The sequence below is a fragment of the Nocardia noduli genome, assembly GCF_019038455.1.
Classification (GTDB): Bacteria; Actinomycetota; Actinomycetes; order Mycobacteriales; family Mycobacteriaceae; genus Nocardia; species Nocardia noduli.
Window position 1 is genome coordinate 1 of record NZ_JAFMPL010000046.1, and the last position, 17,773, is coordinate 17,773.

Below are 17,773 nucleotides of genomic sequence, written 5' to 3' on the forward strand. Positions count from 1 at the left end.
ATCTCAGCCCAATCTTCCACGGCTAGCATCCCTTCGTCCTCCCTGACTCGGTGAGAGCCAGGGTGACCGACCAAGGGGGTCAGTTTTCAGATGCCACGCGGGGGTCAGTATTCACGTTCTGCCGACAGCCGGGACATCGGGCCCCTCACCGCACCGATGGTGCTCGCGGCAACGGCGCTTCGGGCGATGCGTCGAGCACAGAGGTTGGTGACTCGACAACGCGTACTCGACGCGACGGCCACAGAGTTCAGTTCACCCCGACTCCGGTCATAACCATTGGTTGTCGCACTGGTTGTTGGACTAACCGTGGCGGGAGTTACAGAGTGCAGGTGTCGACCCGAGCCGGGTCGGCCGGATCAGACCCGCGAACGGCGATCGCTCGATTCGTCGCGGCCGATACCGGCAACTGCCGCCGAATCCGTACCTCCACTGACAATCGACTTCGGTAAAGGACTATCGGGCAATGACATTCGGCACAATCGCGAACAGCGCCGACGGGCACGACCCAGCGCCGTCCTCGCGGAGCACGGCAAGGCAGTCCGGCACATCGCTGGAGCCGACTCGGCCGCGGTCGGCGGCGTCGGCCGAACGCTACCGCCGGGAGGGATACTGGCTCCAGCCCCAGCCCCTCCGTGCCCCTTACCAGGAGCTCCGCGCGGGCGGGGACCGGACCGCGCTGATCGACAACAGCAGCGCCTGGTCCTATCGGCAACTGGCCGAAATTGTCACATCGATCAGCGCGCGCCTGAGCATCACCGGGCTGCGACCGGGCGATCCCGTCCTGATCATCGCCCCCCTCACCAACGCCGCGGTAGCGGCCTATCTCGGGGTGCTCTACAGCGGACACGTCGCGGTCCTGCTCGACCGGCGCTGCGGCGTCTCCGACGTCCGCCATGCCAATACCGCGGCGCGACCACCACTCACCCTGGCAGGCGCCGCCGACGCCGAGCGACTGGCACTGCGCGATCACGGAACCGTCCTCACCTTCGATGATCTCTCGGCCACCGCCCTCACGACGGCCACCAGCGAACCCGACGACGCGGCACTGCTCGATTTCGACGCGGCGGCCGTGGTGCTGTTCACCTCCGGCACGACCGGAACCCCGAAGGGTGTTGTACACAGCCGCAATACCCTGCGCAGCGGCGCGGCCAACATGGCGAAGGCGCTCGATTTCACCTCCTCCGATATTCCATTCCTGTCCAGCCCGCTCGCGGGAATCACCGGTGTGATCCAGTTGGAGATGGCACTGCACGCGCACGCGACACTCGTCCTGGAAAACGTGTTCGAACCGGCCGCGTCATTGACGCACATTCTCGACCACGACGCGACCATCATCGGCGGAGCGCCGGTCATCATCGAGCAGCTGTTCAAGGAATGCGACAACCGTCAGCTCGATACGCTGCCGCTGCGCTCGATCGCGCTGGGCGGCACCGCGATTCCGCGTCGCCTCACCGACGCCGCCGTGGCGCGCGGCATCGCCCCGATTCGCGTCTACGGCTCCTCGGAGGTGCCGTTCTCGACCTGTAGCCCCGTCCGACGAGATGCCCCCGCGTCAGGCTCCGACGAAGGCTTTCCGCTCCCCGGAGTCGACATCGCCGTGCGCGACGACAAAGACTACGAACTCCTGGTATCCGGGCCGCACCGATTCCTCGGCTACCTCGACCCCGCACACAACACCGACGCCTTCGACGACGAATGGGTGCGCACCGGCGATCAAGCCGACATCATCGAGGGACGACTCACCATCAAAGGCCGCCTCAAGGAAATCGTGGCCCGTAAAGGCATGAAGATCTCACTGGCGGAGATCGACGAAGCCGCGAGCGTCCTCAACGATCTCGGAGAATCCGTCGCCTACGGCGTCCCGGATCCCGAAACCGGTGAGCGGCTCGTCCTCGCCCTACGCTGCGTCTCACCATCCGGACTCGAATTCTCCGAGATCATCGGCCGATTGCTGGATGCCGGACTCGCGAAGTGGAAACTACCCGAGCAGATCGTCCTCTGGCACGTACCCTTCCCCCGCACCGAATCCGGCAAGATCCAGCGCCGCGAAGTCGCGGCCCGTGCTGCGGACAAAGCCAGCCTGCTGGCACCGCGGCTGGAAGCGCCCAGCAGCCGATGACCCACCGGCCACGGTCCGCGAGAAAACTGTATTCAAATATCATGCGGAGGCAAAGATGCTCGAGGAAACTGCCGACGGCGCGGTGATCGACCGACTCTTCACCGCCCTGGGCAACGGCGACGTCGACGCGGCGATCGCCTGCCTGAGCACCGACGCGAAAGTGTGGCACGCTTTCGACCGCGTCGCGCACGACCTCGGCACCGTCCGCGCCGGCTGGGAGAAACTCATCGCCGGGACTTCGGAGCGTTCGGTCACCGACGTGCGACGCGCTCCGACACCGACCGGCTATGTTCAGCAGCACCTGATGACGATGCGAACCCTCGCGGGCACTCGCCTGGCGTGGCCGGTGTGCATCGTCGTCCGCGTCGATGACGGCTTGATCTCGCGCCTCGACGAGTACATCGACCGCGCCGGTCATTTCACGCCGGTGGACGATGAACCGACTATCACTCCCGGCCTCGACCCCGGCCTCGAGCTGTCGCGGGCATTCGACCGGTGATGTATGACTGCCACGGCATAACTACCACTCGGCGTATCCGCTACTGCCCGCCAACGTGTCACGGCAGAACCGGCGTTCGATAGTGCGTTCCGAATCGACTCGGCACCTGGAGTTCGAGGCGATGGTGTTGACGCGCCATCGTCTCGCTATCGAACGCTTCGGCGACGGCATCGATCTCGATCGAAGCGGCTACCTCGTACTGAACTGGATTCGGATGCGGGGACCGATGTCCATCGCTGAATTGAGCGAGGCGTTCGCACTGAACAATTCGACGATTCATCGTCAGACCTCGGCATTGCTGCGCCGTGGCCTGGTCGAACGCATCAGGGAACCCGACGCCGGGATCGCCCGCAAATTTCGCATCACCTCGCACGGCACGCACCTCCTCGATCATGAACGTCAACAACGGATATCGGCCCTGCGCGATGCCCTGCCGGGCTGGGAAGACGACGATCTGGCCCGCTTCGCCACATACCTTCAGCGATTCAACACCGGTATCGAGCAACACCGCCGCGCGGACCGTGTGAGCCGAACTCGGAAGTAGGGCGTACCGCCGTCGTCGTAGGTGGTGGGGTCGACCCACCACCTACGACGACGTGGTGTCACAGCACGATTACGCCGCTAGCCGATCCGAGTGCCGCATCCCGGCGCCCAATTGGGCACGGGAACGAATGCGTCGCCCTTCAAATCGACCAGGAACACGCAATCCTGGTCCGACGACAGCTGCACGAAGTCGGCCTTGCCTGCGAGCAGACCGCCCCCGTCCCAATTGCGGTCATCGCGCAGAGTCGAGAGGAAACTCGCCTGCGACGCGTCGCACCCGGCCGCCTCGAGCCCATGGATGAACAGGTCGGCAGACAACCACCCGTAGGTCTCGGAGAAGGTGGGCACCCCCGACGGTGACCCGGCGAACTGCTTCAGCGCATTCGAGAGCTTCTGCGTCGCGGGCGTATTCGATTCGACGGGCAGTGTCTGACTGACGAAGGTCATACCCTGCGCTGCCTGTACCGCGGGCGGTGACGCCAGCAGATCCGCACCGTATCCGGTCGCCGAGATGATGCTCTTCAGATTGACACCAGCTTGCCTGAGGCCGCCGACGATCGCCAGCGAAACGTCCGGAGTGATCGGCAGATAGAGTGCGTCGGCTCCGGAGTTCTTGATACCGAGTACGATCGCCCCGATGTCGGCCGAACCGAACGCCAGCGTGTCGTTCACGTACGCCCGAGGCAGGCCGGCGGCGTCGCTGGACCGCAGAACCTGGTTCATACCGTCCTGCGACGCCTTGTTGTCATAGGCGACCGAGGCGACCTTGGTGACGCCGAGGCGCTTCCAGTATTCACCGGTCGTGGTGTAGGTCTTGCTGAAATCGGGCACCTTCGCCAACGCGGCGAAGAGGTTGTTGTCGCTATCCAGCCACTGAGGCGCGGAATCGAACGCGCCGCCGATCGTCGGAGTGCCCTTCGCCGACGTCGTCAGGTACTTCGCCGCGCCGAAGAAGTATGAACTTACCTCGAGCAGGCCGTATACCTTGTCCTGCTGCACCAGCTTCTGAGCACCGGCCAACGCCCCTTGCGGACTCGACTGGTCGTCGGCGGTGACGAGCTCGAACTGCCGATCGGAGCATTTGCCGCCCTCGGCCTTGTACGCCTGCAATCGGGCGTTGACGCCCGGTTCAGCACCGACGAAACCGGCACTGGCCGGACCGCTCAGGGTCGTCAGCAATCCGACCTTGATCGGACCGCCTCCTCCGCCGGAGCCACCCGTCGCGGAATCGCCGCCGCCGCATGCTGCGACAGCGAGCATGACGGCGCACAACGTGCCCGCCATCCGAACCGCGTTCTTTCGCAATCCCCTCACCAACCTTCGTTCTCCAATGTGGCTTGAACCACTGGGGGCCGTATGCCGCATGTCACACTGCCTTAAAACTTCGAAAGTGTCACTAGTATCGAAATATTTCCTCGAGATTCGCCGGTCGACAGCAGCAGATTGCGCGCACATGCCGCCGAGACTTGACAACCCCAGTGGTTTAGGTCACATTAACTATGTCTGTTCGACGTTCAAGAAATTACTTCGAGGTTCATCACAGTATCTGCCGCCGACTTGGCGGCAGCTGTGGCACGCGGTGGAACCGTTCTGTGCAAGACAATTCCTCGGAGCTTTGGAGGTTTGGTGCTCTCGTACGTCCTGGCCGGTCTCGCGCTCGGCTCCATCTACGCGATAGCCGCCGGTTCCCTGGTCATCACTTTTGTCGCCTCAGGAATCTTCAACCTGGCCTTCGCGGCGATGGCCTTCGCGGTAGCGCGCTGTTTCTACTTCCTCGATACCGAGCAAGGCTGGCCGCTACTCCCGGCGGCGCTTGTCTCGCTCGGAGTGTTCGCGCCGGCTCTCGGCGTCGTACTCTACGGACTTCTGTTCCGCCACTTGCGACTTCGGTCGACGCTGATCAAGTTGGTCGCGACGATCGGCCTCTCGGTGGCCCTCCCCCCGCTGATCAATCTGATCTTCGGCCAACTCGTGAACGTCACCGCTCCGGGTCTCGCACCACGGCCGCTGCACGTCTTCCACGTCTTCGGCGCCGTGGTCAACGCCGATCAACTCGTCGCCTACCTCGGGCTAGTTCTCGTCCTCGTCGTGGGGGTGGGAGTGCTCCGATTCACCGATGTCGGCCTGAAGGTCCGCGCGCTCGTCGATTCGGAGGCCATGACGTCGCTGAGCGGAATCAGCCCCGGGCGCGTGTCCGTCGGTGTCTGGGCCGCGAGCGGTGTGCTGGCCGGACTGGCGGGAATCCTCGTTGCGCCGACCGCTGGACTGTCGGCGGAATCCATGACCGGTGTCATGGCGACCGCCTTCGCCGCGGTCGTGGCAGCGCGCTTGCGCAGTCTGCCGGTCGCCGTGCTCGTCGCCGTCGCCATGGGCGTGGCGACGGGAGTCGTGCAGAAGTTCATCGATCCCGAGAGCTCCTTCGCCGCGAAGGCCATTCCCAGCGTCCCCTTCGCGTTGATGCTGTTGTTCTTGCTCTACCACGCGTTCCGTGGCCAGGCGGGCGACGTCCTCGCGGGCGGCGGACTCGATCGCTCCATCGGCACTCAGAGCAACGCCCCCACATCTGTGTCGACCAGCGGAAACCGTCTTCGTCGGCTCCGCCCCGGGGTCGTCGCGGCCGGCACCACAATCGTTGTGGTGGCGGCTCTCCCGTTGCTCATGAACGACTACTGGACCGGCTTGGTGACCGCGGGCATCTGCTGCGGCATCGCGCTGTTGTCGTACACCCTCGTCGTTGGTGAGGGTGGGATGGTGTGGCTGTCCCAGATCAGCTTCGCGGGTCTGGGGGCGGTACTCACCGCCGAGTTGGCGACAAACCGCGGTTGGTCGCCCCTGCTCGCCGTTGTCGCCGCCGCCCTCATCGTGACCCCGCTCGGAATCCTGATCGGCGTCCTCACGATCCGGCTCGGCGAACTGTACGTCGCACTGGTGACGCTGAGCTTCGGCCTACTCGTCACGACACTGGTCTTCACCCAGGACGACATCTACGCCTACGGCATCGGTGTGGATATCGAACGTCCGGAATTCGCGACCGATCCCGACACCTTCGCCTACCTCGCGCTCGGCACGTTCCTGGTCATCGGACTGCTCATCGTCAATCTCCGCCGATCGACCACTGGACTGGCGATCGGCGCCGTGCGATGGAGCGAGAACGGGGCCAGGACCATCGGTCTCAGCGTGGTACAGACCAAGGTCGTCCTGACCGCGCTCGCCACCTTCGTGGCCGCGGTCGGTGGTGGCTTCCTCGCGATGAATTTCCAGTCGACACTGCCCGACAGCTTCAATCCGTTCCTCGGGCTGGTGTGGCTGGCCGTGCTGGTGAGCATCGGCTCTCGTTCGATCGTCGCCGCTCTGGTCGCGGGCCTGATGTTCTATCTCATGCCCGGTATCTTCGCGACCTACCTGCCGTCGGATTTCGCACGCGTTCCCGTCATCCTCTTCGGTCTCGGCGCGATCGCCGTCGCGAAGAATCCGGAAGGGGCGATCGCCCAGATCGGCCACGACCTCGGCGGCCTGATATCGAGACTACGAGCAGGCAACGGCACCGCCGACGCATCGTCGGCACCCGAGACAGATCCGCCACGTGCCAACGAGGTTTCACAGCAGTCCCGGTCCGAGGAGATCAAGGTCGGAGGAGGGGCATGAGCGCCGATTCGAATGTATCGATACCCGCTTTCCAGGGTGCAACGCCTCGTATCGAAGCCCGAGGCATCACAATGCGTTTCGGCGGGCTCGTCGCCTTGGACGATGTGTGTCTGAAGGTCCCGTCGCAATCGATCGTCGGGCTGGTCGGCCCGAACGGGGCGGGCAAGAGCACTCTGTTCGGAGTGCTCTCGGGGTTGTTGCCCCCGACTGCGGGCACCGTGCTGATGGACGGTGTCGAGGTGACGCGAAAGTCGGCGCAGGCACGCGCGGCCCGCGGTATGGCGCGGACCTTCCAGCACCCGGAACTCTTTCTGTCACTGACAGTTCGCGAGCACATAGTGCTGGCGGACCGGGTGAAGCACGCGAAACGCAGGGTCTGGAGCGATCTGTTGACCGGGCGCGGCTTCGGCCGGCCGGACACGGCCGAGAACGACCGAGTCGATGCCCTGGTCGACACGCTTGGCCTCGGTCCTATCCAGCATCGGTCCGTGGGTGATCTGCCTCTGGGATCCTGCCGATTGGTCGAGGTCGCCCGAGCACTCGCGGTCGAACCGTCGGTGCTGTTGCTCGACGAGCCCTCCTCCGGTCTCGATATCCGCGAGACCGCCGAACTCGCCGAGGTGCTGCAACAGGTCGTCGCCGACCACGGCGTCTCGCTGCTGTTCGTCGAGCACGATGTCGAACTCGTCCTGCGGATCTGCGATTCGGTGCACGTCCTGGATTTCGGAGTGAAGATCGCCGAGGGAACACCGGCCGAGATCCGTTCGAACCCCGCGGTCCGAGCGGCCTATCTGGGCGAGGAGATCGAAGAGTCCGCGACATCGCACACGGCGGGAATCGCACAGGAGCAGGGAGCAGTCCATTGAGTACGACTTCACCGCTGTTGCGGGTACGCGACCTCACCGTCCGGTACGGATCGGCGCACGCCCTGTTCGGCCTCTCGTTCGACGTGCCTGCCAACAGCGCGGTCGCCGTGCTCGGCCCGAACGGAGCGGGCAAGAGCACGCTCGCGCGCTCCCTGTCCGGACTCATCCCGATCGCGGACGGCACGGTCGAATTCGACGGCGCCGACATCACCGAATCATCGGCGACCAAGATCCGGCGGGCCGGGATGATTCACCTGCCGGAAGGACGAGGGGTTTTCCCACGGCTGACGGTGCAGGAGAATCTGCGGCTGGCTCTGGCCATCGACAAGTCGGATCGGGCCGCGGCCATCGAGCGCGCGTACACCTTCTTCCCCGTCCTGGAAAAACGTCGCAAGCAGGTCGCGGGCACGCTGTCGGGCGGCGAACAGCAGATGCTGTCACTGGCCCGAGCGCTGATGGTGAATCCGAAAGTCGTGATCGCTGACGAGATGTCGCTGGGACTCGCACCGAAACTCGTCGATACCGTCTTCGACGGACTCGCCGCCGCCCGCGAATCCGGAGTGGCGGTGATCATGATCGAACAGTTCGCGGGGCGGGCCATCGCCTTCGCCGATCAATGCCTCATCCTGCAGCGAGGCGGCCTGGCCTGGTCCGGCCCTGCCGATCAGGCCGGGGATGAACTCCTGCACCGGTACCTGGGTACGGCGACGGCCGCATAGGGGACCCGTGGAGGGACTGCCATCGTGCCACCGCTCCCCCCCTTCCGCGGGGAGCGGTGGCGCTGCGCTGGTCCGCCGATACTCGCGCTCAGTGACCGCGAAAACGCGGCAATCTGTTCTCACGGAACGCCAATATCCCCTCGTGGATATCCGCCGTTGTCATAGTGACCGGCTGCGCCAGGGCTTCCCACTGCAGAGCTTGCTCCAGACCTGTGAACGATTGCGCGAGACCCGCCTTGGTCAGGCGCAGCGCGATCGGCCCGGCCTGGGCGATCTCGGCGGCGACCGTCAGCGTGCGGGCCAGTACGTCCTCGGCCAGCTCGGTGACCAAGCCCCACTCGAGAGCGATATCCGGTCCCACCTCTCTACCGGTGTAGAGCAGGTCGCGTGCGCGGCTCACACCGATCGCCTCGGGAAGCAGCCAGGTCGCCCCCATGCCGCTGTGCGTGCCACGATGAGCGAACGGTGTACTGAATCGTGCGGCGGGCCCGGCGAAGCGGACATCACAGGCCAGGGCCAGACATACGCCTGCCCCGATCGCCGGGCCGTTGACCGCGGCGAGAGTGGGGATCGAGAGGTCACGAGGTCGTAGCCAACTCCGGTAGAACGGCAGCATCCGCCCGCGCAGGCGGTCGATCGTGAGGTCCTCCGGCGACCCTTGGTCGAGCCACGACAGATCCGCGCCCGAACAGAACGAACTTCCCTCGCCGGTCACGACGAGTACGCGGACCTCGCCGTCCGCTGCGACATCATCGAGTGCGGCGTCCCAGGCTTCGGTGAGTTCTGTGGTCATCACGTTCCTGACCCCGGGGCGATTCAGCGTCAGTAGGCACACACCGGGTGCCGGTCGCGTGAGGACCACCGGGTCGCGCGACTTCGCCGACATCCCCATCCCTTCCTGGTCGTGAGTAGCAGCGACGTTCAGCGATGCATTCGGAGATGGGACACTTCTACCACGTCAGGAGCTCGGTCACGGAGGCGATGCCCTCACGGTCGGCCGAATCGGCAACGGCGGTCTCGGAGGAAGCGTCCACCAATCGCAGCTCCGGCACCAAAGCCGCGAGACCGGCCAGGATTTCTGCCAATACGTCGCCACGAAGCGAATAGGAGTGGTTGCGCCCCTGCTTGTGTACATCGATGAGACCCGCCTGCGTCAGTATCTTGACGTGGTAGGAAATTGTCGGCTTGGCAACCGGGAGAAGATCTTCGAGCGTGCTGGCCGCGACCTCGATCCCACCGACCATCTGCTGGACGATGTCCCATCGGATCGGATCTCCCAACGCCTTGAAGGCGTCGGCGACCATGGTCACGTCGCGAACCATACCCATCCTCCTCCACTCCACCGCCGCCTACTCGCCCTTCCGCGGTTCCGGACGGCAACGAAGTGAATCGCTTGCCGCCGTTCACCCGGCGCGAGGACCCTCAGTGACTGTGGATCGCAGTTGAATGTACAGCCCGCTCCCGATTTATTTCGATATATTGGCAAATATGCATAAATTTGTGGTCCGTGCGACACCCACGATGGGTGTCGCACGAACGCTGGCGCGGCCGCTGTCGTGCGGCAGAACGCTGATCGTCAGGCGATCCGCTCGAAGATCGCCGTCAGCCCCTGACCGCCGCCGATGCACATCGTCTCCAGCGCGTAGCGCTGCTGGCGCCGTTCCAGCTCGCGAAGAACTGTGGCCAGGATGCGGACGCCGGTCGCGCCGACCGGATGACCCAGCGAGATTCCCGAGCCGTTGACGTTGACCCGGTCGAAATCGCTGTCGGTGAGCTTCCATGCCGCGGTGCACGCGAGGACCTGAGCCGCGAAGGCCTCGTTGAGTTCGATCAGGTCGATGTCCTCGAGCCGCAGATCCGCACGCGCCAGGGCCGCCGCGGTGGCGGGCACCGGGCCGATGCCCATGCGCGACGGCTCGACACCGGCGACAGCCCAGGTCACCAGGCGAGCGAGCGGCCGAAGTCCGAGTTGCTCCGCCTTGTCACGCGTGGTGACGATACACGCGGCGGCGCCGTCGTTCTGACCACTCGAATTGCCCGCGGTGACCGTGGATTCCGCGTCCGCCTTCAGCAGCACCGGTTTCAGCGCGGCCAAGGATTCGACCGAGACATCGGGGCGCGGATGCTCGTCCCGATCCAGCACGACCTCGCCTTTACGGGTCGACACCGTGATCGGCACGATCTCACCGGCGAATCGACCGGACTCCTGAGCGGCGATCGCACGGCGGTGCGAGATCACCGCGAGCTCGTCCTGCGCTTGCCGACTCACCGAGTACTCCCTGCGCAGGTTCTCCGCGGTCTCGAGCATTCCACCGGGCACAGGATAATATTTGCCGCCCGCGGTGACTCTGCCGCGACCGATCCGATCGGCGAGCTGGGTCGAATTCCCGCGTAGGCCGAAGCGCAGCCCCAGCGCGTAGTGCTCGGCCTGGCTCATACTCTCCGCGCCGCCCGCGACGACCAGATCACAGATGCCGGTCTGGATTCTCATAGCGGCGTCGATAACCGCTTGGAGGCCCGAACCACATCGGCGATCGAGTTGCAGACCGGGAACCGTCACCGGCAACCCCGCGTCGAGTGCGGCGACCCGCCCGATACCGGGCGCCTCACCGTTCGGATAGCACTGGCCGAACAGGACATCGTCGACATCGGCCCCGTCGATCCCGGTGCGGCGCACCAGTTCGCGCAGCACCGAGCTGGCGAGGTCCGCGGCGGGCACGTCCTTGAACATGCCACCGTAGCGGCCCACCGGGGTCCGCAGTGGCTCACAGATCACCGCATCACGCATGTGTTCACTTCTTTCGTCGGGTCATGGCTCGGTGGCCAGGATCCCCTCGCCATTCATGAATCGGCATTCCATCCGTCGTATCACCCAGTCCCCGTCGCCGGATCGGGCGACGCGAACGTCGTAGACCGCGAGCCGACGGGGAGCCGAGTCGGCGGGGAAGAAGACCAACTGCATCCGCGCGTCGGCGCCGTCGGCACTCGGCGTCACCGTCGATCTCCCGGCCAGGTGCAATCCCTTGGGCGCTGAGGCGAACATCCGCAGAATTCGAGCGCGACCGGCGAACACATGGCCGTAGGTCTCGAATTCGCCGTCCTCGGCGAACAGCGCCGAGGCGCCATCGATATCGTCGACGTCGAGCCGCAGAGCGTACGCCGACAGCAGGTCATCGATAGCTCGACGGTCCTCGGCCGTGAGCGCGGCCTCAGCCACGGCCACGGCTCATCATGCCTGCGAGATTGGCCCGGAACGCGGGCTCGTCGAAGGATCGGGTCTCGGCGGCGAGAATGTCGTCCAGGGCCGTCTCGATCCGCGCGATCAGCGGCTGATTGAGCACCCTGCGGGTCTCCCGCACGGCCTGCGGGGGCAGCGCGATCAGTTTCCTCGCCAGTTTGCGCGCCTCGGCGACAGCTTCGCCGGGGCCGACGACACGGTTCGCCAGACCGTACGACAACGCCTGTTCCGCCGACATCCGACCGCCGAGCAGCAGCCATTCCTTGGCACGTTGCAGGCCCATGTTCAGCGGCCACGTCAGCGCACCGCCGTCACCGGCCACGAGTCCGAGCATCACGTGCGGGTCCGCGAAGTAGGCGTCCTGCTCCATGACGACCAGATCGGACAGCGAGGCGAGGCTGCAACCGAGTCCGACAGCGGGTCCGTTGACGGCCGAAACGACCGGTACCGGAAAGCTCGTCAGATCGCGCACCAGAGTCGCGGCTTCGGACATGATCCGCGCGCGCAGTTCGAGATCCCGGGTCATCCGGTCGAGCAGGGGCAGATCCCCACCGGCGGAGAACGCCTTGCCCGCCCCGGTGAGGACGACCGCGCGCAGACCGGGCCGGGCGGCGAGTTCACCCCACACCGCGGAAACCGCGACGTGCAACTCTTCGTTCGCCGCGTTCAACGCGTCGGGCCGGTTCAGGGTGACAAGCGCGACACCATCGTCGTCTTGTTCGATGAGCAGGACATCACCTGCGGGCATGGGCACCTCCTCGTACCGTTGTCAGACTGCCAGAAAATATTGGTCGACGTCAATTACAAAACTTTACTCGGCGTGCGGACGATCGGACCGTGGATCGCCCGAGTCGATACCGAGGGAATTGGCCCAGAGCAATGTCAATTGCTCGACGGCCTCGTCGAGGTCGTATGAAGCACCGCCAACGAACATCGTTTCGGCGAACCGGGCGACCATCCCACCCAGGGCCATCGCCGCGTAACGTTTGTCGATCCGCGGATCCGCGGATCCGTCCGCTTGCAGGCGAGCGATCGCCGATTCGAGGCGGAGCCCCAGGTAGTCGTCGCGTTTGGTCCGCACCGCTCGCACGTCTCGGTCGTAGCGGCTGACCTCTTCGATCACCCGCATGATCTTGGCCTCTCGACGGTAGGCCAACAGATACGAGCGGTTCGCCGCGCGGATCCGCTCGACGGCACCGCCCTTGTGATCGCTCTCGTGGGTGATGTCGTCCATGGACACGAGGCGAACCTCGACCTCCTCGGCGATCTGACGGAACAGCGATTCCTTGGAGTCGAAGTAGTGGTAGAACGCACCGTGCGATACCTCGGCCTCATTCGCGATATCGGTGATCCGGGCTTGCAGGAACCCGTCTCGCTCGAACACGCCTTTACCCGCCTCCAGCAAGCGAGCACGAGTACGACGGCCCTTCGCGGAACGCGGCACGGCATCCATCGAAACTTCTCCTCTCCGGCGTGGGCTCATCCAGAGACCGCCGAACCGCAGCGTAGCGACTGCGCCGCATATCGCCACAACCCGCGACATGTGTCTTCCCGGCGTCGATCACATTCGCGATGCGAGGCGCGGATCGGCGTCGATGAAGGCGGACGCCGAGGACTCACATGAAGCGGCCACCGGTGACCTCGAGCACGGTCCCGGTCATGTACGACGACAGATCGGAGGCCAGGAACAGTGCCACAGAAGCGATTTCAGCGGGTTCGCCCGCGCGCTGCATCGGAATACCGGCCAACTTCTCTTCCCAGATCCGCTCCGGCATCGCCTCGGTCATCGCAGTCCGGATCAGCCCGGGTTGAATCGCGTTGACCCGAACGCCGTGGTGGGCCATCTCCTTGGCCGCTGCCTTGGTCATCCCGACGATGCCCGCCTTCGCGGCGGAGTAGTTGGTCTGTCCGGCCATCCCCACCTTGCCCGAGATCGACGACACGTTCACGATCGAGCCGGACTTGGCCTCGCGCATGATCGCCGCGGCCTTGCGGGTTCCGTTCCAGGTTCCCTTCAAATGCACGGAGATCACCTGGTCGAAGTGCTCCTCGGTCATCGTGCGCATCGTCGCGTCTCGCGTGATGCCCGCGTTGTTGATCACGACATCGAGAGACCCGAACGTATCGACGGCCGCCGACAGAAGCGCGTCGACGTCCGCGGACTCGGTGACGTTACAGGCCACGCCGAGTGCTGTTGCAGCGCCGCCGAGCTTCTCGGCGGCGACGGCGGCGAGGTCGCCGTCCAGATCACCGAGGACGACGCGCGCGCCCTCGCTCACGAACAGTTCGGCTATCGCATAGCCGATTCCCTGCGCCGCACCGGTGATCACCACGGTGCGGTCGGCCAGCAGTGGTCGGGTCATGTCGAACTCCATTCAGAGGAATAACTGTCACTTGGATTTCTGTTCGGCACGCACCAGTCCACCGCCGATGATCAGCCGTTGAATCTCGCTCGTGCCCTCGTACAGCCGCAGCAGGCGTACCTCGCGGTAGATTCGCTCGACCGGCACGTCACGCATATAGCCGGTACCGCCGTGGATCTGGACCGCGAGATCGGCGACGTTGCCGACCATTTCGGTGCAGAAGAGCTTCGCCACGGACGGGGCGATCCGACGGTCATTGCCGCTGACATATCGGGCGGCGGCATCACGAACGAGAGCGCGCCCAGCCATGACGCCGGTCTGCTGGTCGGCGATCATCGCCTGCACCAACTGGAAATCGCCGATCGGCGTCCCACCCTGTTCGGCCGACGCCGCGTAGGCGACGGATTCGTCGAGCGCGCGTTGCGCCGATCCGACCGCGAGCGCGGCGATGTGCACCCGTCCGCGCGCGAGTGAGCTCATCGCCGCGCGGTAGCCGACATCTTCGCTTCCTCCGACAAGTGCGGCCGCGGGCACCCGGACCCCGTTGAAGGTGACATCCGCGGTCCAGGCTCCCTCCTGCCCCATCTTCTTGTCCTTCGGGCCGACCTCGAGGCCCGCGCTCTCGGCGGGCACCAGGAATACCGCGATGCCGGGGCCGGAATCATCGGCAGGCCGCGTACGCGCGAACACGACGAACAGGTCGGCCCACGGGGCGTTGGTGATGAACCGCTTCTGACCGTCGATCACCCAGTCGGAACCGTCGCGCACCGCCCTGGTGCGCAGTCCCGCCGGGTTCGAGCCCGCGCCCGGTTCGGTCAGCGCGAACGACGCGACCACATCGCCCGAGGCGATCGACTCCAACCATCGTTGCTTCTGCTCGTCGGTGCCGTAATTGACCAGAACCTGGCCCGCGATTCCGTTGTTGGTGCCGAACATCGACCGCAACGCGAGCGAGGTGTAGCCGAATTCCATGGCGAGTTCGACGTCCTGCGTCAGATCGAGGCCGAGCCCGCCCCATTCCTGTGGGATCGCGTAACCGAACAAACCCATCTCGGCGACTTGCTTGCGAATATCGGCAGGCACCGCGTCGGTGTCGAGGATTTCCTGTTCACGAGGAACGACCCGGGTCCGGACGAACTGACGCACCTGCGCCAGGATCGGGGCGAAGTCTTCGGAGCTCACTTCCGACATGGGAATGCCGTCACTTTCTTTGTACGGAGGACGATCTGCGGCCCGGATTCACGGCTCGGGCGAACACGGGTTCCTTATTGCTCAGCCGGGCAGCGCGTAGTCCTCGAGAAGACGCCGACCCACGATCATGCGTTGTATGTCGGCAGTGCCTTCACCGATGAGCAGCATCGGCGCTTCGCGGTACAAGCGCTCGATCTCGAACTCTTTGGCGAATCCGTATCCCCCGTGGATACGGAACGAATCTTCGACCACATCGCGGCAGTACTCGGAAGCGAGGTATTTCGCCATGCCGGCCTCGAGATCGTTGCGATTGCCCGAGTCCTTGATACGGGCGGCGCGCACGACCATTTGATGCGCGGCCTCGACCTTCGTACCCATCTCGGCGAGGCGGAACAGAATCGCCTGATGTTCGGCGATCTTCTTTCCGAAGGTCCGGCGCTGCTGAGCGTAGGAGATTCCGAGTTCGAAAGCACGCGTGGCGACACCGACCGCGCGGGCGGCGACATTCACCCGCCCGACTTCGACTCCGTCCATCATCTGGTAAAAGCCCTGTCCCGGCACACCCCCGAGAATCTGTTCAGCGCCGATTCGGTGGTCGTCGAACAAGAGCTCCGTGGTGTCGACGCCCTTATAGCCCATTTTCTCGATCTTGCCGGGAACGGTGACGCCCTGTGCGGTCTCTCCGAAACCCGATTCCTTCTCGACCAGAAATGTCGTCAGGTTGCGGTGTGGCTTGTCGTGGCCCTCGGGGGTCCGCACCAGTACGGCGACCAAATTGGCCGAACCGCCGTTGGTCACCCACATCTTCTGCCCGCTGATGCTGTAGCCACCGTCTCGCGGCGTCGCAGTGGTTTTGATGGCACTCACATCGGAACCGAGCTCCGGTTCGGACATCGAGAACGCGCCTCGAACCTCACCGGTCGCCATCCGCGGCAGATAGTGCCGTTTCTGTTCTTCGGTGCCATGCTGCAGCAACAGATACGCGACGATGAAATGGGTATTGATGATGCCGCTCACGCTCATCCAGCCACGCGATATTTCCTCGACCACGAGCGCGTAGGTGAGCAGCGATTCCCCGAGGCCACCGAACTCCTCCGGAATGGTGAGTCCGAATATTCCCAGCTTCTTCATCTGTTCGACGATCTCGGTCGGGTATTCGTCCGCGTGTTCGAGTTCGGTGGCGACCGGCAGGATCTGCTCACCGACGAAGGTCCGCACTGCTTTCAGGATGTCCTGCTGGACATCGGTCAGTCCCTCTGTCGCACAGAGTTTGGGCATTTTTTCCTCCAGTGCAGCCCGGGTGGCGCTCTACGCGTCCACGGGCGAAACGTTTGCGGCTCCGGCGGACGAACTCTCGTCGCTCAGCCCGCATTCGGCCAGAATTGCCGCGGTGTGCTCGCCCAGGGCGGGTACCGGGTTCAACAGGTCGGGCCATCCGGCTCCGACGAAGGCTGGCAGCAGCGATCTCAGCGGTCCCACCGGTGAGTCGACCTCGCGCCACCTTCCGCGCTCGACGAGCTGCGGATGGTCGACGACGTCGCTGACCCGCTGGAATTCCGAGTTGCCGATACCCGCGGCGTCGGCACGTGCGCAGATCTCGTCGAGATCCAGTGTCCGGGTCCAGGCGGTGATCGCCGCGTCGAGTTCCGCGCGACGCTCGCACCGCTGGGGGTTGGAGGCGAACTCGGGGGCGGCGGCCAGGTCGGGCCGATCGAGCAGGGCCGAGAGTCGTTGCCATTCAGAATCATTGGTGGTTCCAAGGACCACGGTTCGCCCGTCACGAGTCGGGTAGGCTCCGTAGGGGGATACGACCGGCGAACTCAAACCGTTGGGCGGGCGTTCGGTGCCGGTGTAGGCCGCGTGCAGTAGCCCGAATCCCAGGAGGTCGGTTACCGAATCGAACAGGCTCACCTGGATCGCGGTACCTCTGCCCGACCTGTTCCGCGCGTTGAGTGCCGCGAGAATCGCCACCGCCGCCTGTAGGCCCGCTCCCACATCCGCGATCGGAATCCCGGGTTTCGCAGGTGCGTCAGCGGTTCCCGTCATGGCACACGAACCGGCCTCGGCCTGGACCAGCAGGTCGTAGGCCCGCCGATTGTCGAGCGGTCCGCCGGTGCCGTAACCCGAGATGTCGACCGCGACGACCGAGGGCCGCGCGGCCACCACGGTCCCCGCGTCGATACCGAGACCTCGTGCCACACCGGGTGCGAGATTCTGCACCACGACATCGGCGCGATCCAGCAGCGCCTCGAGCACGACCTTCTCCCGCGCCGCCTTGAAGTCGACCACGATCGACTCCTTGTTGCGATTCAGCCAGACGAAATGCGTTGCCATCCCGTTCGCCTCGCTGTCGTAGTCACGAGCGAAGTCGCCGGTACGAGGGCGCTCGACCTTGATGACGCGCGCGCCCAGATCAGCGAGAAGCCGGGTGCAATAGGGAGCCGCGACAGCTTGCTCGAACGAGACGACGACAGTACCGGCCAACGGCGCCGCAGCGCGAGGATCGTCCCCGCTGTCCGCACCCGTGCGCATACAACCTCCCGTGTCCATTCGGCATTGACCACCATGGTGGCAAACTATAATCTCGACG

Annotated in this window: 17 protein-coding genes; 6 read left to right on the top strand and 11 right to left on the bottom strand. The window is 64.9% G+C overall.

The annotated features are described in order from the left end of the window. The first annotated feature begins 463 nt into the window (after positions 1-463). The 3 genes from JZ792_RS22875 (at position 464) to JZ792_RS22885 (ending at position 3,162) form a co-directional block, all read left to right on the top strand. Positions 464-2,119, top strand: coding sequence for a class I adenylate-forming enzyme family protein (locus JZ792_RS22875; RefSeq protein ID WP_216913163.1), 1,656 nt, complete (start codon positions 464-466; stop codon positions 2,117-2,119). A 55-nt stretch (positions 2,120-2,174) separates the two neighbouring features. Then, positions 2,175-2,618, top strand: coding sequence for a nuclear transport factor 2 family protein (locus JZ792_RS22880; protein ID WP_216913165.1), 444 nt, complete (start codon positions 2,175-2,177; stop codon positions 2,616-2,618). A gap of 226 nt (positions 2,619-2,844) precedes the next feature. After that, a complete protein-coding gene (locus JZ792_RS22885; protein WP_254190198.1) occupies positions 2,845-3,162 on the top strand; it encodes a helix-turn-helix domain-containing protein in 318 nt (105 codons plus the stop codon). A gap of 77 nt (positions 3,163-3,239) precedes the next feature. On the opposite strand, the gene JZ792_RS22890 is transcribed toward JZ792_RS22885, so the two are convergent. Then, a complete protein-coding gene (locus tag JZ792_RS22890; RefSeq protein WP_254190192.1) occupies positions 3,240-4,445 on the bottom strand; it encodes an ABC transporter substrate-binding protein in 1,206 nt (401 codons plus the stop codon). A gap of 342 nt (positions 4,446-4,787) precedes the next feature. Between JZ792_RS22890 and JZ792_RS22895 the strand changes: the two genes are divergently transcribed. From JZ792_RS22895 to JZ792_RS22905, 3 genes are all read left to right on the top strand, one after another. Continuing rightward, positions 4,788-6,806, top strand: a complete 2,019-nt coding sequence (locus tag JZ792_RS22895) for an ABC transporter permease (RefSeq protein ID WP_216913169.1) — start codon at positions 4,788-4,790, stop codon at positions 6,804-6,806. A gap of 71 nt (positions 6,807-6,877) precedes the next feature. Beyond that, positions 6,878-7,672: an ABC transporter ATP-binding protein gene (locus tag JZ792_RS22900; protein WP_254190193.1), complete on the top strand. Its 795-nt coding sequence runs from the start codon at positions 6,878-6,880 to the stop codon at positions 7,670-7,672. Then, on the top strand, positions 7,669-8,391 hold the full coding sequence (locus JZ792_RS22905) for an ABC transporter ATP-binding protein (RefSeq protein ID WP_216913173.1): 723 nt from the start codon (positions 7,669-7,671) through the stop codon (positions 8,389-8,391). The genes JZ792_RS22900 and JZ792_RS22905 overlap by 4 nt, the downstream gene beginning before the upstream one ends. Before the next feature lie 88 nt (positions 8,392-8,479). Here the strand turns inward: JZ792_RS22905 and JZ792_RS22910 are convergent, their stop codons facing one another. The 10 genes from JZ792_RS22910 to JZ792_RS22955 form a co-directional block, all read right to left on the bottom strand. After that, complete coding sequence (locus JZ792_RS22910) at positions 8,480-9,283, bottom strand: enoyl-CoA hydratase/isomerase family protein (RefSeq protein WP_308165409.1); 804 nt, start codon at positions 9,281-9,283, stop codon at positions 8,480-8,482. 58 nt (positions 9,284-9,341) lie between these two features. Further along, on the bottom strand, positions 9,342-9,713 hold the full coding sequence (locus JZ792_RS22915) for an ArsR/SmtB family transcription factor (RefSeq protein WP_216913177.1): 372 nt from the start codon (positions 9,711-9,713) through the stop codon (positions 9,342-9,344). Between the two features lie 254 nt (positions 9,714-9,967). Next, the gene (locus JZ792_RS22920) at positions 9,968-11,179 is read right to left on the bottom strand and encodes an acetyl-CoA C-acetyltransferase (RefSeq protein ID WP_216913179.1); all 1,212 of its coding nucleotides are present in this window, start codon (positions 11,177-11,179) and stop codon (positions 9,968-9,970) included. A gap of 21 nt (positions 11,180-11,200) precedes the next feature. Then, the gene (locus JZ792_RS22925) at positions 11,201-11,608 is read right to left on the bottom strand and encodes a nuclear transport factor 2 family protein (protein ID WP_216913181.1); all 408 of its coding nucleotides are present in this window, start codon (positions 11,606-11,608) and stop codon (positions 11,201-11,203) included. After that, positions 11,601-12,377, bottom strand: coding sequence for an enoyl-CoA hydratase/isomerase family protein (locus JZ792_RS22930; protein ID WP_216913183.1), 777 nt, complete (start codon positions 12,375-12,377; stop codon positions 11,601-11,603). The genes JZ792_RS22925 and JZ792_RS22930 overlap by 8 nt, the downstream gene beginning before the upstream one ends. Before the next feature lie 63 nt (positions 12,378-12,440). Continuing rightward, the gene (locus tag JZ792_RS22935; RefSeq protein ID WP_216913185.1) at positions 12,441-13,082 is read right to left on the bottom strand and encodes a TetR/AcrR family transcriptional regulator; all 642 of its coding nucleotides are present in this window, start codon (positions 13,080-13,082) and stop codon (positions 12,441-12,443) included. Between the two features lie 163 nt (positions 13,083-13,245). Further along, positions 13,246-13,992, bottom strand: a complete 747-nt coding sequence (fabG, locus tag JZ792_RS22940) for a 3-oxoacyl-ACP reductase FabG (RefSeq protein WP_216913187.1) — start codon at positions 13,990-13,992, stop codon at positions 13,246-13,248. 27 nt (positions 13,993-14,019) lie between these two features. Then, complete coding sequence (locus JZ792_RS22945) at positions 14,020-15,183, bottom strand: acyl-CoA dehydrogenase family protein (protein ID WP_216913189.1); 1,164 nt, start codon at positions 15,181-15,183, stop codon at positions 14,020-14,022. An 81-nt stretch (positions 15,184-15,264) separates the two neighbouring features. Beyond that, on the bottom strand, positions 15,265-16,461 hold the full coding sequence (locus tag JZ792_RS22950; protein ID WP_216913191.1) for an acyl-CoA dehydrogenase family protein: 1,197 nt from the start codon (positions 16,459-16,461) through the stop codon (positions 15,265-15,267). A gap of 30 nt (positions 16,462-16,491) precedes the next feature. Then, positions 16,492-17,715: a CaiB/BaiF CoA transferase family protein gene (locus JZ792_RS22955; protein ID WP_216913193.1), complete on the bottom strand. Its 1,224-nt coding sequence runs from the start codon at positions 17,713-17,715 to the stop codon at positions 16,492-16,494. Positions 17,716-17,773: the final 58 nt, after the last annotated feature.